At 70.8% G+C, this 13,681-nt stretch carries 15 protein-coding genes and 1 pseudogene; 6 read left to right on the forward strand and 10 right to left on the reverse strand.

Features of this window, described 5'->3' with window-relative positions; genetic code table 11:
• Positions 1-84: 84 nt before the first annotated feature.
• The 3 genes from NBX02_RS15990 to NBX02_RS16000 form a co-directional block, all read right to left on the reverse strand.
• The gene (locus NBX02_RS15990; RefSeq protein ID WP_250286181.1) at positions 85-681 is read right to left on the reverse strand and encodes a DUF3501 family protein; all 597 of its coding nucleotides are present in this window, start codon (positions 679-681) and stop codon (positions 85-87) included.
• Positions 682-934: 253 nt separating this feature from the next.
• Positions 935-1,369, reverse strand: coding sequence for a rubrerythrin family protein (locus NBX02_RS15995; protein WP_250286179.1), 435 nt, complete (start codon positions 1,367-1,369; stop codon positions 935-937).
• A gap of 169 nt (positions 1,370-1,538) precedes the next feature.
• The gene (locus tag NBX02_RS16000; protein ID WP_250286184.1) at positions 1,539-1,943 is read right to left on the reverse strand and encodes a Fur family transcriptional regulator; all 405 of its coding nucleotides are present in this window, start codon (positions 1,941-1,943) and stop codon (positions 1,539-1,541) included.
• Positions 1,944-2,384: 441 nt separating this feature from the next.
• Between NBX02_RS16000 and NBX02_RS16005 the strand changes: the two genes are divergently transcribed.
• Positions 2,385-2,804, forward strand: coding sequence for a hypothetical protein (locus NBX02_RS16005; RefSeq protein ID WP_250286177.1), 420 nt, complete (start codon positions 2,385-2,387; stop codon positions 2,802-2,804).
• A gap of 110 nt (positions 2,805-2,914) precedes the next feature.
• Positions 2,915-4,072: an anthranilate phosphoribosyltransferase gene (gene trpD / locus NBX02_RS16010; protein ID WP_250292012.1), complete on the forward strand. Its 1,158-nt coding sequence runs from the start codon at positions 2,915-2,917 to the stop codon at positions 4,070-4,072.
• Between the two features lie 136 nt (positions 4,073-4,208).
• On the opposite strand, the gene NBX02_RS16015 is transcribed toward trpD, so the two are convergent.
• The 5 genes from NBX02_RS16015 to NBX02_RS16035 form a co-directional block, all read right to left on the reverse strand.
• A complete protein-coding gene (locus tag NBX02_RS16015) occupies positions 4,209-4,610 on the reverse strand; it encodes a cytochrome c oxidase subunit 4 (protein ID WP_250292015.1) in 402 nt (133 codons plus the stop codon).
• Positions 4,611-4,659: 49 nt separating this feature from the next.
• Positions 4,660-6,336 (reverse strand): aa3-type cytochrome oxidase subunit I, encoded by a 1,677-nt coding sequence (gene ctaD, locus NBX02_RS16020; protein ID WP_250286170.1) that lies wholly within the window; start codon positions 6,334-6,336, stop codon positions 4,660-4,662.
• Entirely contained in the window at positions 6,333-7,289 is a 957-nt protein-coding gene (gene ctaC, locus NBX02_RS16025) for an aa3-type cytochrome oxidase subunit II (protein ID WP_250286168.1), read from the reverse strand. The genes ctaD and ctaC overlap by 4 nt, the downstream gene beginning before the upstream one ends.
• A 272-nt stretch (positions 7,290-7,561) precedes the next feature.
• Positions 7,562-7,996, reverse strand: a complete 435-nt coding sequence (locus NBX02_RS16030; protein WP_250286166.1) for a PIN domain-containing protein — start codon at positions 7,994-7,996, stop codon at positions 7,562-7,564.
• Entirely contained in the window at positions 7,981-8,238 is a 258-nt protein-coding gene (locus NBX02_RS16035) for a type II toxin-antitoxin system Phd/YefM family antitoxin (protein ID WP_250286164.1), read from the reverse strand. The genes NBX02_RS16030 and NBX02_RS16035 overlap by 16 nt, the downstream gene beginning before the upstream one ends.
• 218 nt (positions 8,239-8,456) lie before the next feature.
• On the opposite strand from NBX02_RS16035, the gene NBX02_RS16040 reads away from it, so the two are divergent.
• Complete coding sequence (locus tag NBX02_RS16040; RefSeq protein WP_250292017.1) at positions 8,457-9,605, forward strand: cysteine desulfurase family protein; 1,149 nt, start codon at positions 8,457-8,459, stop codon at positions 9,603-9,605.
• Positions 9,606-9,680: 75 nt separating this feature from the next.
• Complete coding sequence (locus tag NBX02_RS16045) at positions 9,681-9,962, forward strand: sulfurtransferase TusA family protein (RefSeq protein WP_250285800.1); 282 nt, start codon at positions 9,681-9,683, stop codon at positions 9,960-9,962.
• Between the two features lie 8 nt (positions 9,963-9,970).
• Here the strand turns inward: NBX02_RS16045 and NBX02_RS16050 are convergent, their stop codons facing one another.
• Both NBX02_RS16050 and NBX02_RS16055 read right to left on the reverse strand, forming a co-directional pair.
• On the reverse strand, positions 9,971-10,951 hold the full coding sequence (locus NBX02_RS16050) for a carbohydrate kinase family protein (protein WP_250285801.1): 981 nt from the start codon (positions 10,949-10,951) through the stop codon (positions 9,971-9,973).
• A 410-nt stretch (positions 10,952-11,361) separates the two neighbouring features.
• A complete protein-coding gene (locus tag NBX02_RS16055) occupies positions 11,362-11,745 on the reverse strand; it encodes a HesB/IscA family protein (protein ID WP_250285802.1) in 384 nt (127 codons plus the stop codon).
• A 504-nt stretch (positions 11,746-12,249) separates the two neighbouring features.
• Between NBX02_RS16055 and nadA the strand changes: the two genes are divergently transcribed.
• Both nadA and NBX02_RS16065 read left to right on the forward strand, forming a co-directional pair.
• Positions 12,250-13,494, forward strand: coding sequence for a quinolinate synthase NadA (nadA, locus tag NBX02_RS16060; RefSeq protein WP_250285803.1), 1,245 nt, complete (start codon positions 12,250-12,252; stop codon positions 13,492-13,494).
• A pseudogene (locus NBX02_RS16065) lies at positions 13,494-13,681 on the forward strand (DUF3043 domain-containing protein); the annotation flags it as partial. The gene nadA and the pseudogene NBX02_RS16065, both read left to right, overlap by 1 nt.

The following is a 13,681-nucleotide window of genomic DNA, read 5'->3' on the forward strand; positions in this document are numbered from 1 at the left end:
GCCGCTGCCGGGTCCGGGCCGCGGCATCCGCCTCGCCGCCAGCCGTCCCGCCGCCAGCCGTCCCGCCGCCAGCCGGCGGGGCGGCTAACCGCGTAGCGAGAGGTCCGCGATCAGGGACGTCCTGGTCGCGCCGGTGACCGGTGTCGCCTCGTTGTACGCGGGGTGGTCAACCACCAGCTCGACCGGCACGGCCGGATCCCGGAAGGCGTCCCGGGTGGCGTCGTTGAGGAGGAACCGCAGCATGTGCACGGACACGGTCTGGCTCGGGACGTCCGGGTCCTCGTCGGGGCTGAGGACCTCCTCGGCCGGCGCCGGTACGCCGCCGATCTCCAGCCGGATGCTGCGCTGCACACCGGCCAGCCGCTCCAGCTCCGCGCGCACGGTGTCCAGGACGTCGAGCTCGATGAACAGGGTGGCGGTCAGCGTGTGGCTGGAGGGCAGCAGGCGGGAATAGATGTCGATCTCATGGGCGACCTCCGAGGGGTCGCGCAGCCGTTCGGTGTAGACCATCTCCTGCACCTGGTAGCGCAGGGTCTGCTCGTTCTCGAACTCGAACAGGAGCATGTCGCCGACCCGGATTCGGCGCTCCGCCCGCACGGGCAGGATGCGGGCGCGCAGGCTCGGCCGTTGGGCGGAGTAGGCCTCGGGGTCGGTGATGATGTCGGCAACACTGAGCGCCATCGTTGGGACTCCCTGACGATCATCGAAGGCATGGGCGGCGCGCCGGATCTTACGCCGGCATCCGCCAGATCGTGAAGCGGCCGGGAGGCCGTCCGCCGGGCGCACGCCGGCAACGTGGACCGGCGACATCACGTGCCGACAACGTGGACCGGCCGGGGCGGACGCGACTCGTGCGTCCACCCCGGCCGGATACCCTCTCGGCGGCAGGCGGCCCCGCCCCGGTGACGGCCCGAAGCGGTGCGGCCCGCCGGAGCTATTCCGCCGCGACTGTCTCCAGCGAGTCCAGGGCCTTCTGGAACCGGCCGGCGTGGGTCTTCTCGGCCCGCGCGAGAGTGGCGAACCAGTCGGCGATCTCCTCGAAGCCCTCCTCGCGGGCGGTCTTGGCAAAGCCCGGGTACATCGCGGTGAACTCGTAGGTCTCCCCCGCCACGGCGCTGGCGAGGTTCTTGGCGGTGTCGCCGATCGGGCTCCCCGTCGCCGGGTCGCCGACCTTGGCGAGGAAGTCCAGGTGGCCGAAGGCGTGGCCGGTCTCGCCCTCGGCGGTGTCGCGGAAGAGCGAGCTGACGTCGGTCAGGCCCTCGATGTCAGCCACCCGGGCGAAGTAGAGGTAGCGGCGGTTCGCCTGGCTCTCGCCGGCGAACGCCTCCTTGAGGTTGTCGTGCGTCTTCGTGCCGTCCAGCTTGGACATGGGTGCTCCTTCTTCGAGTACGGTCACCTCTGGTAACGAGGCGAGTCCTTCGGGTGCGGCCGTCCGGGATGACGGCGACCGCTCGGATTGAGTGGCTCGTGGCGGCGCGGGAAACCCCGGGTGGGACACCGGCCGCGCGACAGCCGATGGTCTTCAGGGCTACCGGTGATCAGCCACCCGGTCGACAGGACGGACACAGGCCACGCAACTGCAGGTCGTAGCCTGTGATCGCGAAGCCGGTGCTGTGCGCGAGCTCGTTGACGATCATCTCTACCGGGCTTGGCAGATCGATGTCCACGGCTCGTCCGCAGCGGTCACAGACCAGATGGTCGTGACGGCTGGTGTTCCCGTCGTAGCGGGCTGCCGTACCGTTGCCGAGGCTGAGCTCACGGGCCTGCCCGGCCTGGACGAGCAGCCCCAGGGACCGATAGACGGTGGCAGCGCCGATACCTGGCGCGACTTCCCGGACGCGGTCGTAGACCTCGGCCGCCGTCGGGTGGCTGTGGACGGCCCGAAGCACCTCCAGCACCGCACGGCGCTGGGGGGTGAGGCGGAGATCCTGCTGGCCGTCCATGTCACGTCCGATGTTGTCACGCCCGATGTTGTCGGTACGCCCGCCCCCGCCCCGCCCGGCCATCCGCGATTGTCTTGTCACGTTTGGTCACAGCCGGTCGCGACGAGTTCTGTCATGATCGACAACTTTGAGAACGAGTCTCATTATCTACCAGAGAAGGCGGCTCCCGTAAACCCGCCACGCCCGCGCTGGCGGCGCGGGCGATGACACATCGGCATCCTCCCTGCGTGTCCCGCACAGCATCGGTGCCGCGGCCGTGGGCGTCACCCGTCGGCACGATCGGATACCCTGCGGGCGGGCTGCTGCCACAGGTGCGCATCGCACCATGGGCGCACACCCGCCATGGGCGCACACCGCCGCGGTCGCGGTGCGCGGCTCCTTGACGCTCCCCTCGGGCGCCATCCCGCCGACGGCCGCTTCGAGTGAAAGGCCTGCGGCCGCATGAGTACCGTTCTCGTGTACGCGGACAAGCCCGAGGTCCGGGAGCGGGTGAAGCTCGCCATCGGCCCGCTTCCCGACCGCGAGCTCGGCATCCTGGAGTTCCTGGACGCCGCGGACGGCCCGTCCGTGATCGACGCGGTCGACCACGGGGAGGCCGACATCTGCGTCCTGGACGCCGAGGCCGCCCCCAGCGGTGGCATGGGCCTGTCCCGGCAGCTCAAGAACGAGGTCCCCGACTGCCCGCCCACCGTCCTGCTGGTCGCCCGCCGTGACGACCGCTGGCTGGCGAGCTGGTCCCTGGCGGACGCGGTGGTCACCCACCCGGTCGACCCCGCCGAGCTCACCGAGGCCGTCGTCACACTGCTGCGCCGCCGGCACGCGCCGGCACCCCGCGCGCAGTCCTCCCCCGCCCACCACTGACGCGGCCCGCCCCGGCGGCCGCGCCCGGAACGGCCCGGGAGCGGCCGGGCCATCGGGAACAACCAGACGCCGGAAGCAACCGGATACGACCACAGCGGGGAAAGACAGGGATGACGGCCACGCCAACGGGCACGCAGCCAGCAGGCACGCAGCCAACGGGCACGAACAGCGACGAGCCGGCCAGCCCCACACCCGCTGGCCCGCCGAGCTGGGCCGAGCTTCTCACGGCGCTCCTGCGCGGGGAGGCACTGGGCGCCGAGGAGACCGGCTGGGCGATGCGGCAGATCATGTCCGGCGCGGCGTCACCCGCCCGGATCGCCGGCTTCGCGGTGGCGCTACGGGCCAAGGGTGAGACCGCCGAGGAGGTCCGCGGCCTGGTCGAGGCGATGCTCGAGCACGCCGCGCCGCTGGAGGTCTCCGACGACGTCCGGGAACGCGCGGTGGACACCTGCGGTACCGGCGGAGACCGGTCACATTCGGTGAACATATCGACCATGGCGGCGCTCCTGGTCGCCGGATCCGGCATCCCCGTGATCAAACACGGCAACCGGGCCGCGTCCTCGCTGTGCGGAACGGCCGACCTGCTGGAGGAGCTCGGCGTCGTCATCGACCTGCCGCCGGCCGCCGTCGGCACCTGCCTGGCCCGGGCCGGCGCGGCCTTCTGCTTCGCCCCGGTCTTCCATCCGGCCATGCGCCACGCGGCCGGGACGCGCAGCGAGCTCGGCGTGCCCACCTTCTTCAACATCCTCGGGCCGCTGACCAACCCGGGCCGGCCCGCGTCCCAGGCCATCGGGGTCGCCGACCCGCGGCTGGCCCCGGTCGTCGCGGGCGTGCTCGCCGCGCGTGGCACCCGTGGCCTGGTGTTCCGGGGCGACGACGGGCTCGACGAGCTCACGCCGGCGACCACGTCGACGGTGTGGGTGGTCAGGGGCGGCACGGTCCGGCAGGAGATCTTCGACCCACGGACGGTGGGCATCCAGCCCGGCGACCCCGCGGAACTGCGGGGTGGTGACGCCGCCCACAACGCCGAGGTCGCCCGTGTCCTGCTGGCCGGGCGTCGCGGGCTGGTGCGCGACGCCGTCCTGCTGGCCGCCGCGGCGGCTCTGGTCGCCGCCACCGGGCCGACCGCCGCCCCGGTGGGCGAGCAGATCCAGCGTCAGCTCGGCCGGGCCGCGTGGTCGCTGGATTCCGGCGCGGCAGAAGCCGCGCTGGGACGCTGGGTCAGGACGAGCCAGGCGGCTGTCGCCGCCGCGTCCACCAGCGCCTGAGGCCAGCGCCCACAGGACAGGGCGGGCCGGCCCTGTCGCAGCTTCGTCGCCGTCCGCGCGTGGGCGCGACCGGCACCCGGGCCCTGTTCCCGGTGGGCCCGGTGAGCCGCTGTCCGGCCCACCGGGAACCTGTCGATCAGTCCTCGGGGACGGGTGGCTGCCACAGGTTCTCGAACAGCAGGCCTGTGACGAAGAACAGCGTCAGCAGCCCGCCGATCAGAGCGAGCCAGACACCGAAGACGATGCCGAGGCCGACCAGGCTGGCACTGAGGGCGATGAAGACCGGGTAGTAGCTGCCCGGGGTGAAGTGCCCGAGCTCCCCGGCCCCGTCGGCGACCTCGGCGTCGGGCAGGTCCTGCGGGCGCGCCCCGATCCGGCGGGCGGTGAACAGCAGGTAGCCACCGACCAGCAGGCCGAGGCCGCCGCACAGCGCCAACGCGACGGTGCCGGTCGGATCCTGTGACGTGAACCAGTAGACCACGTCGACCACCGCGCAGAAAATCGTGAACACGAGGAAGACCACGCCTTCGATCTTCATGGCTACTGCTCCTCCCTTTCAGCTGCTTTCCCGCCGGCCCACGGGCCGGCTATCTGATTTCGGGTGTGGCGTGGTAGTCGACTCGGCCCGCCGCCTGCGGATAGTGCAGGTCGAAGGCCGGCCGTTCCGAGCGGATACGCGGCAGCGAGCGGAAGTTGTGGCGCGGCGGCGGGCAGGACGTCGCCCATTCCAGGGAGTTCCCGTAGCCCCACGGGTCGTCCACGACGGCCAGCTCGCCCTTCTTGTACGAACGCCAGACGTTGTAGATGAACGGCAGGGTCGAGGTGGCCAGCAGGAGCGCGCCGGCCGTGGAGATCGTGTTGTAGGTGGTGAAACCGTCGGTGGGCGCGTAGTCGGCGACCCGGCGCGGCATGCCCTTCACACCCAGCCAGTGCTGGATCAGGAAGGTGAGGTGGAAGCCGAAGAACAACGTCCAGAAATGGATCTTCCCGAGCTTCTCGTCGAGCAGCCGCCCGGTGACCTTGGGGAACCAGAAGTAGATCCCGGCGTACGCGGCGAAGACCACCGAGCCGAAGACGACGTAATGGAAGTGCGCGACCACGAAGTAGCTGTCGCTGACGTGGAAGTCGATCGGCGGGCTGGCCAGCAGCACACCGGTGAGACCGCCGAAGAGGAATGTCACGAGGAAGCCCAGCGCGAACAGCATCGGCGTCTCGAAGGTGATCTGCCCGCGCCACAGGGTGCCGATCCAGTTGAAGTACTTCATGCCGGTCGGCACCGCGATGAGGAAGGAGAGGAAGGCGAAGAACGGCAGCAGGACGGCGCCGGTGGCGAACATGTGGTGTGCCCACACCGCCACCGACAGCGCGCCGATACCGACCGTCGCGAAGACCAGGCCCTTGTACCCGAACAGCGGCTTGCGGGAGAAGACCGGCAGCACCTCGCTGATGATGCCGAAGAACGGCAGGGCGATGATGTAGACCTCGGGATGGCCGAAGAACCAGAACAGGTGCTGCCACAGGATCGCGCCGCCGTTGGCCGCGTCGAATATGTGCGCGCCCAGCCGGCGGTCCGCCTCAAGCCCGAGCAGCGCGCCGGTGAGGACCGGGAAGGCTACCAGCACCAGGATCGAGGTGATCAGGAAGTTCCAGCAGAAGATGGGCAGCCGGAACATCGTCATCCCAGGCGCCCGCAGGCAGAGGATCGTCGTGATCATGTTGACCGCGCCGAGGATGGTGCCCAGGCCCGACAGCGCCAGGCCGAGAATCCACAGGTCGGCACCGGCCCCCGGTGAATAGACCGAGTTGTTCAGCGGCGCGTAGGCGAACCAGCCGAAGTCCGCCGCGCCACCCGGGGTCAGGAATCCCGCGACGACGGTCAGGCTGCCGAAAAGGAAGAACCAGTAGGACAGCGCGTTCAGCCGGGGGAAGGCCACGTCCGGCGAGCCGATCTGCAGCGGTATCAGGAAGTTCGCGAACGCGAACGCCATAGGCGTGGCGAACATCAGCAGCATCAGCGTGCCGTGCATCGTGAACAGCTGGTTGAACTGCTCGTTCGACAGGACCTGCAGACCGGGCCGGGCGAGCTCGATCCGCATCAGCTCAGCCATGATCCCGGCGAACAGGAAGAAGGCGAAGGCGGTCACGCCGTACATCACGGCGATGTCCTTGTGGGACGTCGTCCGCAGGTAGCCGAGCAGGTTCGTCCGCGGCCTGGTGTGGAGATCCTCGACGTGGCCGGCCGGCGGCTCGTGCACCAGTGTCACTGTCGGCTCCCGGAGGTGTTCGGTACGGCGGATGTCTGCGCGGGCGCCCCGGCGGCGGTGACTGTGGCCGGGGTCACGTCCGAGACCGGGCGGGTCCGTTCGGCGATGAACCGGTCGTACTCGTCACCGGGGACCACCTTGACGGAGAAGTTCATCCGGTCGTGGTCGACCCCGCACAGTTCCGCGCAACGGCCCACAAAGGTGCCGGTCTTGGTGATCGTGAGCTGGAACTGGTTGATCCGGCCGGGGATCACGTCCCGCTTGAACAGGAAGTCGGGCACCCAGAAGGAGTGGATCACGTCCGTCGAGGTCTCGATGAAACGGATCGTCCGGCCCTGCGGGAGCACCAGGACGGCCGGCTCCCCGGGCTTGCCGGTGACCTCGATCGGGGCGGTGCCGTCGCGGCCGGTGTCGAGATAGCGGAACTGCCAGTTCCAACGGAAACCGATCACATTGATCGTGACGTCCGGGTCGGGTGGCAGCCGGTTGATCTCGATCTCGTCCCGGGCCGTGTAGTAGAACAGCCCGGCTACGATGACCAGGGGCACGACCGTGTAGAGGATCTCGACCGGCAGGTTGTAGCGGACCTGCCGCGGCAGGTCGTCCGACCGCTTCCGGAACACGGTGATCGCGTAGAAGATCAGGCCCCAGGTGAACACGCCCACGGCGAGCGCCGCGATCGAGGAGCCCTGCCACAGGTTCAGGATGCGCGGTGTCTGGTCCGTCACTCCGTCGGGGAAACCGAAGTTGGGAACATCACACCCGGTCGCGGTCATGACAAGCAGCGCGAGCCCGGCCATCAGGGCCAGGCGGCGGCGCCACGGACGGGCGCGGGCGGCGCGGTGATCAGAACCTCGCGCGCGGTTCGTGCTCCCCGCCCGGGCAGCGTCGGAGGCGGCCGCTTCCTCGACATCGGCGGGCAACGGCCGAGGTCGGCCGAAGGATCGGGTCACCAGGTCCTGCCTCCCACGAATGCGCCGGCCCAGGCGAACCAACCGGGCCTGGCGCAGGGCTCTTCGACAAGCTGTAGATGCTGCGGCAGGAGCGTATCCCAGCTACCCGTCCGGCATCACGCCAGAGCCTCAGGAGGTGACCCCTTCCGCCCCGAGGAAGGCCGCCCGGAGCGCCTCCCGCGCCGGCGAAGGCATCCCGGACAACCCGCCGGAGCACCTTTTCGCTCCGCCGCCGGCTTGCGGTGCGACAAACGGCCCGCCGCAGCCCGCGGCTACGGAGGCTTCCCGAATCCGTGGCCGGAGGACGCCTGTGCCTCCACCGCGAGGACGCCAGGAAGATCGGCGAAACGGGCCTTGGCGTCATGGCTGAGGACGATCCGTCCGGTCTCGGCCGCATGGGCCGCAATGATCAGATCGTGGGCGCCGCGACGCCGTCCGATCCGGCGCGCGGCCACGATGAGACGGGCGTGGTGAGCTGCCGTGCTCTGCGTGTAGTCCAGCACGTCCAGCACGGACGTCATGGCGGCCAGCGCCCGTGAACGCTGGGCGGCCCTGGCCGCGGTGTCGGCCAGTTCGATCCCCACCCGATACTCGGCGATCGACACGGCCGCGGCCGCGAGCTCGTCGTCGTCCAGGGCGGCGCGGTCGACCGTTCCCCGCTCGTAGGCGATGAGGATGCTGGTGTCGAGGATCAGGCGGCGGCCCACGGGTCGCCCTCGTCCACGGCCAGGTGACCGACCGCCTCCGCGATGTCCGCCTCGAAGGTGTCATCCGGTGGCGTGGTGCCGACAAGCACGGCTCGAAGGTCGGCTCCGGTCCGCCGACGCGCCGGCCTAATTTCCGCGATTGTACGGTTACCTCGCGTAATTGTGATGGTCTCGCCGGCCTCGATCGCGTCAAGCAGATCCGAGAACCCGCGGGACGCCTCGGTCGCCGTTACAGTGCGCATGACCACCAACATATCTGAAAATCAGATACAGGCACGTGGCTGCTGAGAGGAAACGTAACCACCCGCGGAAATGCAACTGGACCGTGGTTACATTTGAGCCCGACGGACGTGAGCCCACCGATCGCCGGGCTACGGGCTACGGGCTACGGGCTACGGGCTACGGGCTACGGGCAATGACACGCCTCGGCGACCTCGACACTCGGCATACCGTGGGAGGCGTGCCGGCCTATCTCGATCATGCTTCTACGGCCGTTCTGCATCCGACGGCCCGGGCGGCCCTGCTGGCCGCGATCGACGAGGGGTGGGCCGACCCGGCCCGGCTGTACCGCGACGCCCGGCGGGCCCGCATGCTGCTCGACGCCGCCCGGGAGACGGTCGCCGGGGTGATCGGCACCCGGCCTGACGAGGTCAGCTTCACCGCGTCGGGCACCCAGGCGGCCCAGCTCGCGCTGCTCGGCGCGGCCCGGGCCCGCCGCCGCGCCGGCAGCCGCATCCTGGTCAGCGCGGTGGAGCACTCCTGCGTCCTGCACGCCGCCGCGTGGCACGAGCACGCCGGCGGCCTGGTCGGCACCGTCGGGGTGGACGGGTTCGGCCGCGTCGACCCGGCCGGCTTCACCCCCCCGCCGGACACGGCGGTGGCCAGCCTGCAGCACGCCAACCACGAGGTCGCCACCATCCAGCCGGTGGCCGCGGCCGCGGAGGTGCTGCACGCCGCGGGCGTCCCGCTGCACGTGGACGCGGCCATGTCGCTCGGCCGGATCCCGGTGGACGTCACGGCGCTGGGCGCCGACCTGCTCAGCGCCAGCGCGCACAAGTTCGGCGGGCCGGCGGGCGTGGGCATCCTGGTGGTGCGCACCGGACGCCGGTGGGTCAGCCCGCTGCCCGCGGACGAGCGCGAGGGCGGCCGGGTCGCCGGCTTCCCCAACGTCGCGGGGATCGTCGCGACGGCCGCGGCCCTGCACGCCCGGACCAACGAGATCGTCACCGAGGGGCCGCGCCTGGCCGGCTATGTGCGGCGGCTGCGGGCCCGGCTGCCCGAGCTGATACCGGACGTCGAGGTGCTCGGCGACCCCGACCCGGCCGGCCGGCTGCCGCACCTGCTCACCTTCTCCTGCCTCTACGTCGACGGCGAGTCACTGCTGCACGAGCTGGACCGGGCGGGGATCGCGGTCAGCAGCGGCTCCAGCTGCACCTCCGACACGCTCACCCCGAGCCACGTGCTCGCCGCGATGGGCGCGTTGACGCAGGGGAACGTCCGGGTCTCCTTCGGCCGGGAGTCCGACAGCGCGGACGTCGACGCCCTGCTCGCGGTCCTGCCGGACGCGGTCGCCCGCGTCCGCGAACGGGCCGGGGCCGCCGGGCTGTGACGCGCGGCCGCCCCGCGCCGGACAAGCCAGCCCATGCCGAACAGCCGAACAGCCGAACAGCCGAACAGCGGAAACATGACAAAGAACGCGGACAGAACGAGTAACACGGATGACGCCCGCTGGGACACGGCGGCGTTCACCGTGGACGCGCGGGGCCGCCGATGCCCGCTGCCGGTCATCGAGCTGGCCCGCCGCATCGGCGAGCTCGACCGCGACACCACCCTGGTGCTGTGGGCGGACGACCCGGCCGCGGACCTCGACGTCCCCGCCTGGTGCCGGATGCGCTCCCACGAGCTGGTCGCGACCCGGCCGCTGCCCACGGGCGGGACGGCCTACCTCGTCCGCCGCCTCGCCTGAGCCCCCGGTCAGGCCGTGGGCAGGTGGGAGGCGATCTGCGCGGCGGCGTCCGCGCCGTAGGTCTCCGACAGGCGTTTGACCAGCTCGGCCGGGACGGTTTCGTACTCCTGGGTGCCGACGGTCTCCAGCGCCAGCGTGGCGAGCAGGCAGCCAAGCTGCGCGCTGCGCTCCAAGGACAGTTCCCAGGCGCGCCCCGCGAAGAAGCCGGCGCGGAAGGCGTCCCCGACGCCGGTCGGATCCGGGGTGATCCGGGCGGGCACGACCGGCACCCGGATCGGCGCCTGCCCGACGGCCTCGATGGCAGCGCCGTCCGCGCCGTGGGTGGTGACCCGGATGCCCACCCGCTGGAGCACCTGCGCGTCCGACCAGCCGGTCTTGCTCTCCAGCAGGCCCTTCTCGTACTCGTTGCACAGCAGCCAGGCCGCGCCGTCCACCAGCCGGCGGATCTGTGGGCCGTCCATCCGGGCGAGCTGCTGGGAGGGGTCGGCCGCGAACGGGATGGACCGTTCGCGGCACTCGTCGGTGTGGCGGAGCATCGCCTCCGGGTCGTTCGGGCTGATCAGGACCAGGTCCAGGCCGCCCAGGCGGTCGGCGACCGGGCGCAGCTCGATCAGCCGGGCGTCGCTCATCGCGCCGGGATAGAAGGAGGCGATCTGGCAGAGATCGTCGTCGGTGGTACACACGAAACGGGCGGTGTGGGCGACTTCGCTCACATACACCGAGCTCGTGTCGACGCCGTTGCGGTCGAGCCAGGACCGGTAGCCGGCGAAATCCTCGCCCACCGCCCCGACGAGAACGGGACGCAGGCCCAGCCGTCCGAGCCCGTAACAGATGTTGGCGGCCGCTCCCCCGCGCCGGATGACCAGGTCGTCGACAAGGAACGACAGGGAGATCCTGTCCAGCTGGTCGGCCAGCAGCTGCTCGGCGAACCGGCCCGGAAAGCGCATGAGATGGTCGGTCGCGATGGAACCCGTAACGGCAATAGGCACGATGCGTGATTCTACCTGGCCATCACCCGAAACCGCCGGGTCCACCCGGCATCCGCCCGTGCCTGGCCGGCGTTCCCGCACGGTGAAACACGGGCAGCAGGCCAGGACGAGGCCAGGACGACCGCCGGCACGGGTGGGCACGGCAGGCGTGTGGCCGGCTGGGAGCGCCCAGCCGGCCACACGTCACAACCAACGGCGCACCGAACGGATACCGTCGGTAGCCCGGAGGTGTCCGGCACCCCGGCCCGTCCGTCCGCTGTCACCTCGGCGACGGACGCCTACCGCCACCCCGGCCGCGACCGCGACAACACGGCCGGCCGGCCCCAGGGACCAACGCCTGGCCCCCGGCCCCTGGAATCAGCGGGCACCAGGGACCGCGGGAATCACAGGGATCAGTGGGATCAGTGGGATCAGTGGAAGGAGTCGCCGCAGGCGCAGGAACCCGCCGCGTTCGGGTTGTCGATCGTGAAGCCCTGCTTCTCGATCGTGTCTACGAAGTCGATCGTCGCCCCGCCGAGGTACGGGCCGCTCATCCGGTCGACCGCGACCTTGACACCGGAGAAGTCGAGGACGATGTCGCCGTCGAGCTGCCGCTCGTCGAAGAAGAGCTGGTAGCGCATGCCGGAGCAGCCGCCGGGCTGGACAGCGATCCGCAGCTGGAGGTCCTCACGCCCCTCCTGCTCGAGCAGGCTCTTCACCTTGTGCGCGGCCACGTCGGTCAGGATGACGGTGTTCGGACGAGTCGCTGTGTCCACGCCGGTCGCCGTATCGGTCGTCGTGTCCTGGACTGTCATGGAGGCTGCTCCCTAGTGAATATTCCCTGGGGCGTGGGGAGTCACGACGACAGCCACTGTCGCTCCTCCTTCGGCCGGTTGGATACGTGTGCAGGGATGCCAGGTATTCGGCTACTCGCAATACATGCGCATCCGAGATGTGCGCATCACTGTAGGCAACAACATGGGATGCCTGCGACGCCACCCTTCATGCACGGTCGCCGTTCCTGCCATCGCGACAGCAGTCACTACCAGAGTCACTACCAGCGGCGGCCGCCACCAGCAAGCCGTTGCACACGTCTGGCTGGAACGCCGCCCGCCGCGATTGCCTTCCCATCGTACGCAGATCGTCCGCGCATGACCAAGCACGCGGCCCGCGGCGTGATCACGAACTCGTCCCGCGCGGTACGGCAGAAGGTCCCAGACGATGCGGTACAGGGCCGCGGCGAGTTAGAGTCTTACCGACCATACGTCCCCATGCGTGCGGCCAGGCCACGCCACGGCCGGTCGACCTCAGGAGCGAGCATGACGACCCATCCCGCGCTCGAGCGCGCCGGCGTCGCGGCGCCGGGAACACCTCCGGTCACGCCGCCGTCCCCGCCGCGCCCCCGCTCCCTGGCCGGGCCGCTCGAGCTGCTGCTGCTCGGGCACGGCTCGGATCCCGGCAGCGAGCGCGGGGTCGACTGCCCCGGCGCGCTGCCGCCCGCGTCCGACCCGACGCTCGTCGAGCGGGCCAGGGCGGCCAGAGCCGCCCTCGGCGACTCGGTCTTCGTCCTCGGCCACCACTACCAGCGGGACGAGGTCATCGCCTTCGCCGACGTCACCGGCGACTCGTTCAGGCTCGCCCAGCAGGCCGCCGCCCGGCCCGAGGCCGGGCACATCGTCTTCTGCGGCGTGCACTTCATGGCGGAGAGCGCCGACATTCTCACCGGCGACCACCAGCAGGTGATCCTGCCCGATCTCGCCGCCGGCTGCTCCATGGCCGACATGGCCGCGGCCGAACAGGTCGAACAGGCCTGGGAGACGCTCGCAGACGCCGGCCTCGCCGACGGCACCGTGCCGGTGAGCTACATGAACTCCTCCGCCGCCATCAAGGCGTTCACCGGGCGGCACGGCGGCACCATCTGCACGTCCTCCAACGCCCGCCGGGCGCTGGACTGGGCGTTCGGGCCGGACCGGCGCGGCGAGCGGGTGCTGTTCCTGCCCGACCAGCATCTCGGCCGCAACACCGCCGTGCTGGAGATGGGCATGTCGCTGGACGACTGCGTCGTCTACAGCCCGCACCGCCCCGGCGGCGGCATCACCCGCGAACAGCTGCGGGACGCCCGGATGATCCTGTGGCAGGGGCACTGCTCGGTGCACGGCCGGTTCAGCCTCGGCTGCGTGGACGAGGTACGCGCCCGGATACCCGGCGTCACCGTGCTGGTGCATCCCGAGTGCCGGCACGAGGTCGTCACCGCCGCGGACCTGGTCGGCTCGACGGAGTACATCATCAAGGCGGTGGATGCCGCCCCGCCCGGCTCCAGGTTCGCCGTCGGCACCGAGCTGAACCTGGTGCAGCGGCTGGCCAACCGGCACCCTGACAAGACCGTAGTCTTCCTGGATCGTACGGTGTGCTACTGCTCCACCATGAACCGTATCGATCTGCCCCACCTCGTGTGGGCCCTTGAGTCCCTGGTCCGCGGCGAGACGGTCAACCGCATCACGGTCGACCCCGACGTCGCGGCACACGCCCGGAAGGCCCTCGACCAGATGCTGGCACTGCCCTGATGGCCCTGTTGAAACGACGCACGTCCGTCCCCGACGATCCCGCGGGCACCGCGGGCACCGCGGGCACCGCGGGCACACCGGTGGCCACCGCCGGCTCCGCTCCCCCCGCCGACGCCGAGCCCGGGAACCGGCCGGGGGGCGGGGTGGGGAAAGGCCGTCCCACCCCGAAACGCAGCCAGGCACGGGC

It is taken from the genome of Protofrankia sp. CiP1_Cm_nod1, from assembly GCF_920888515.1.
In the GTDB taxonomy this organism is placed as follows: domain Bacteria; phylum Actinomycetota; class Actinomycetes; order Frankiales; family Frankiaceae; genus Protofrankia.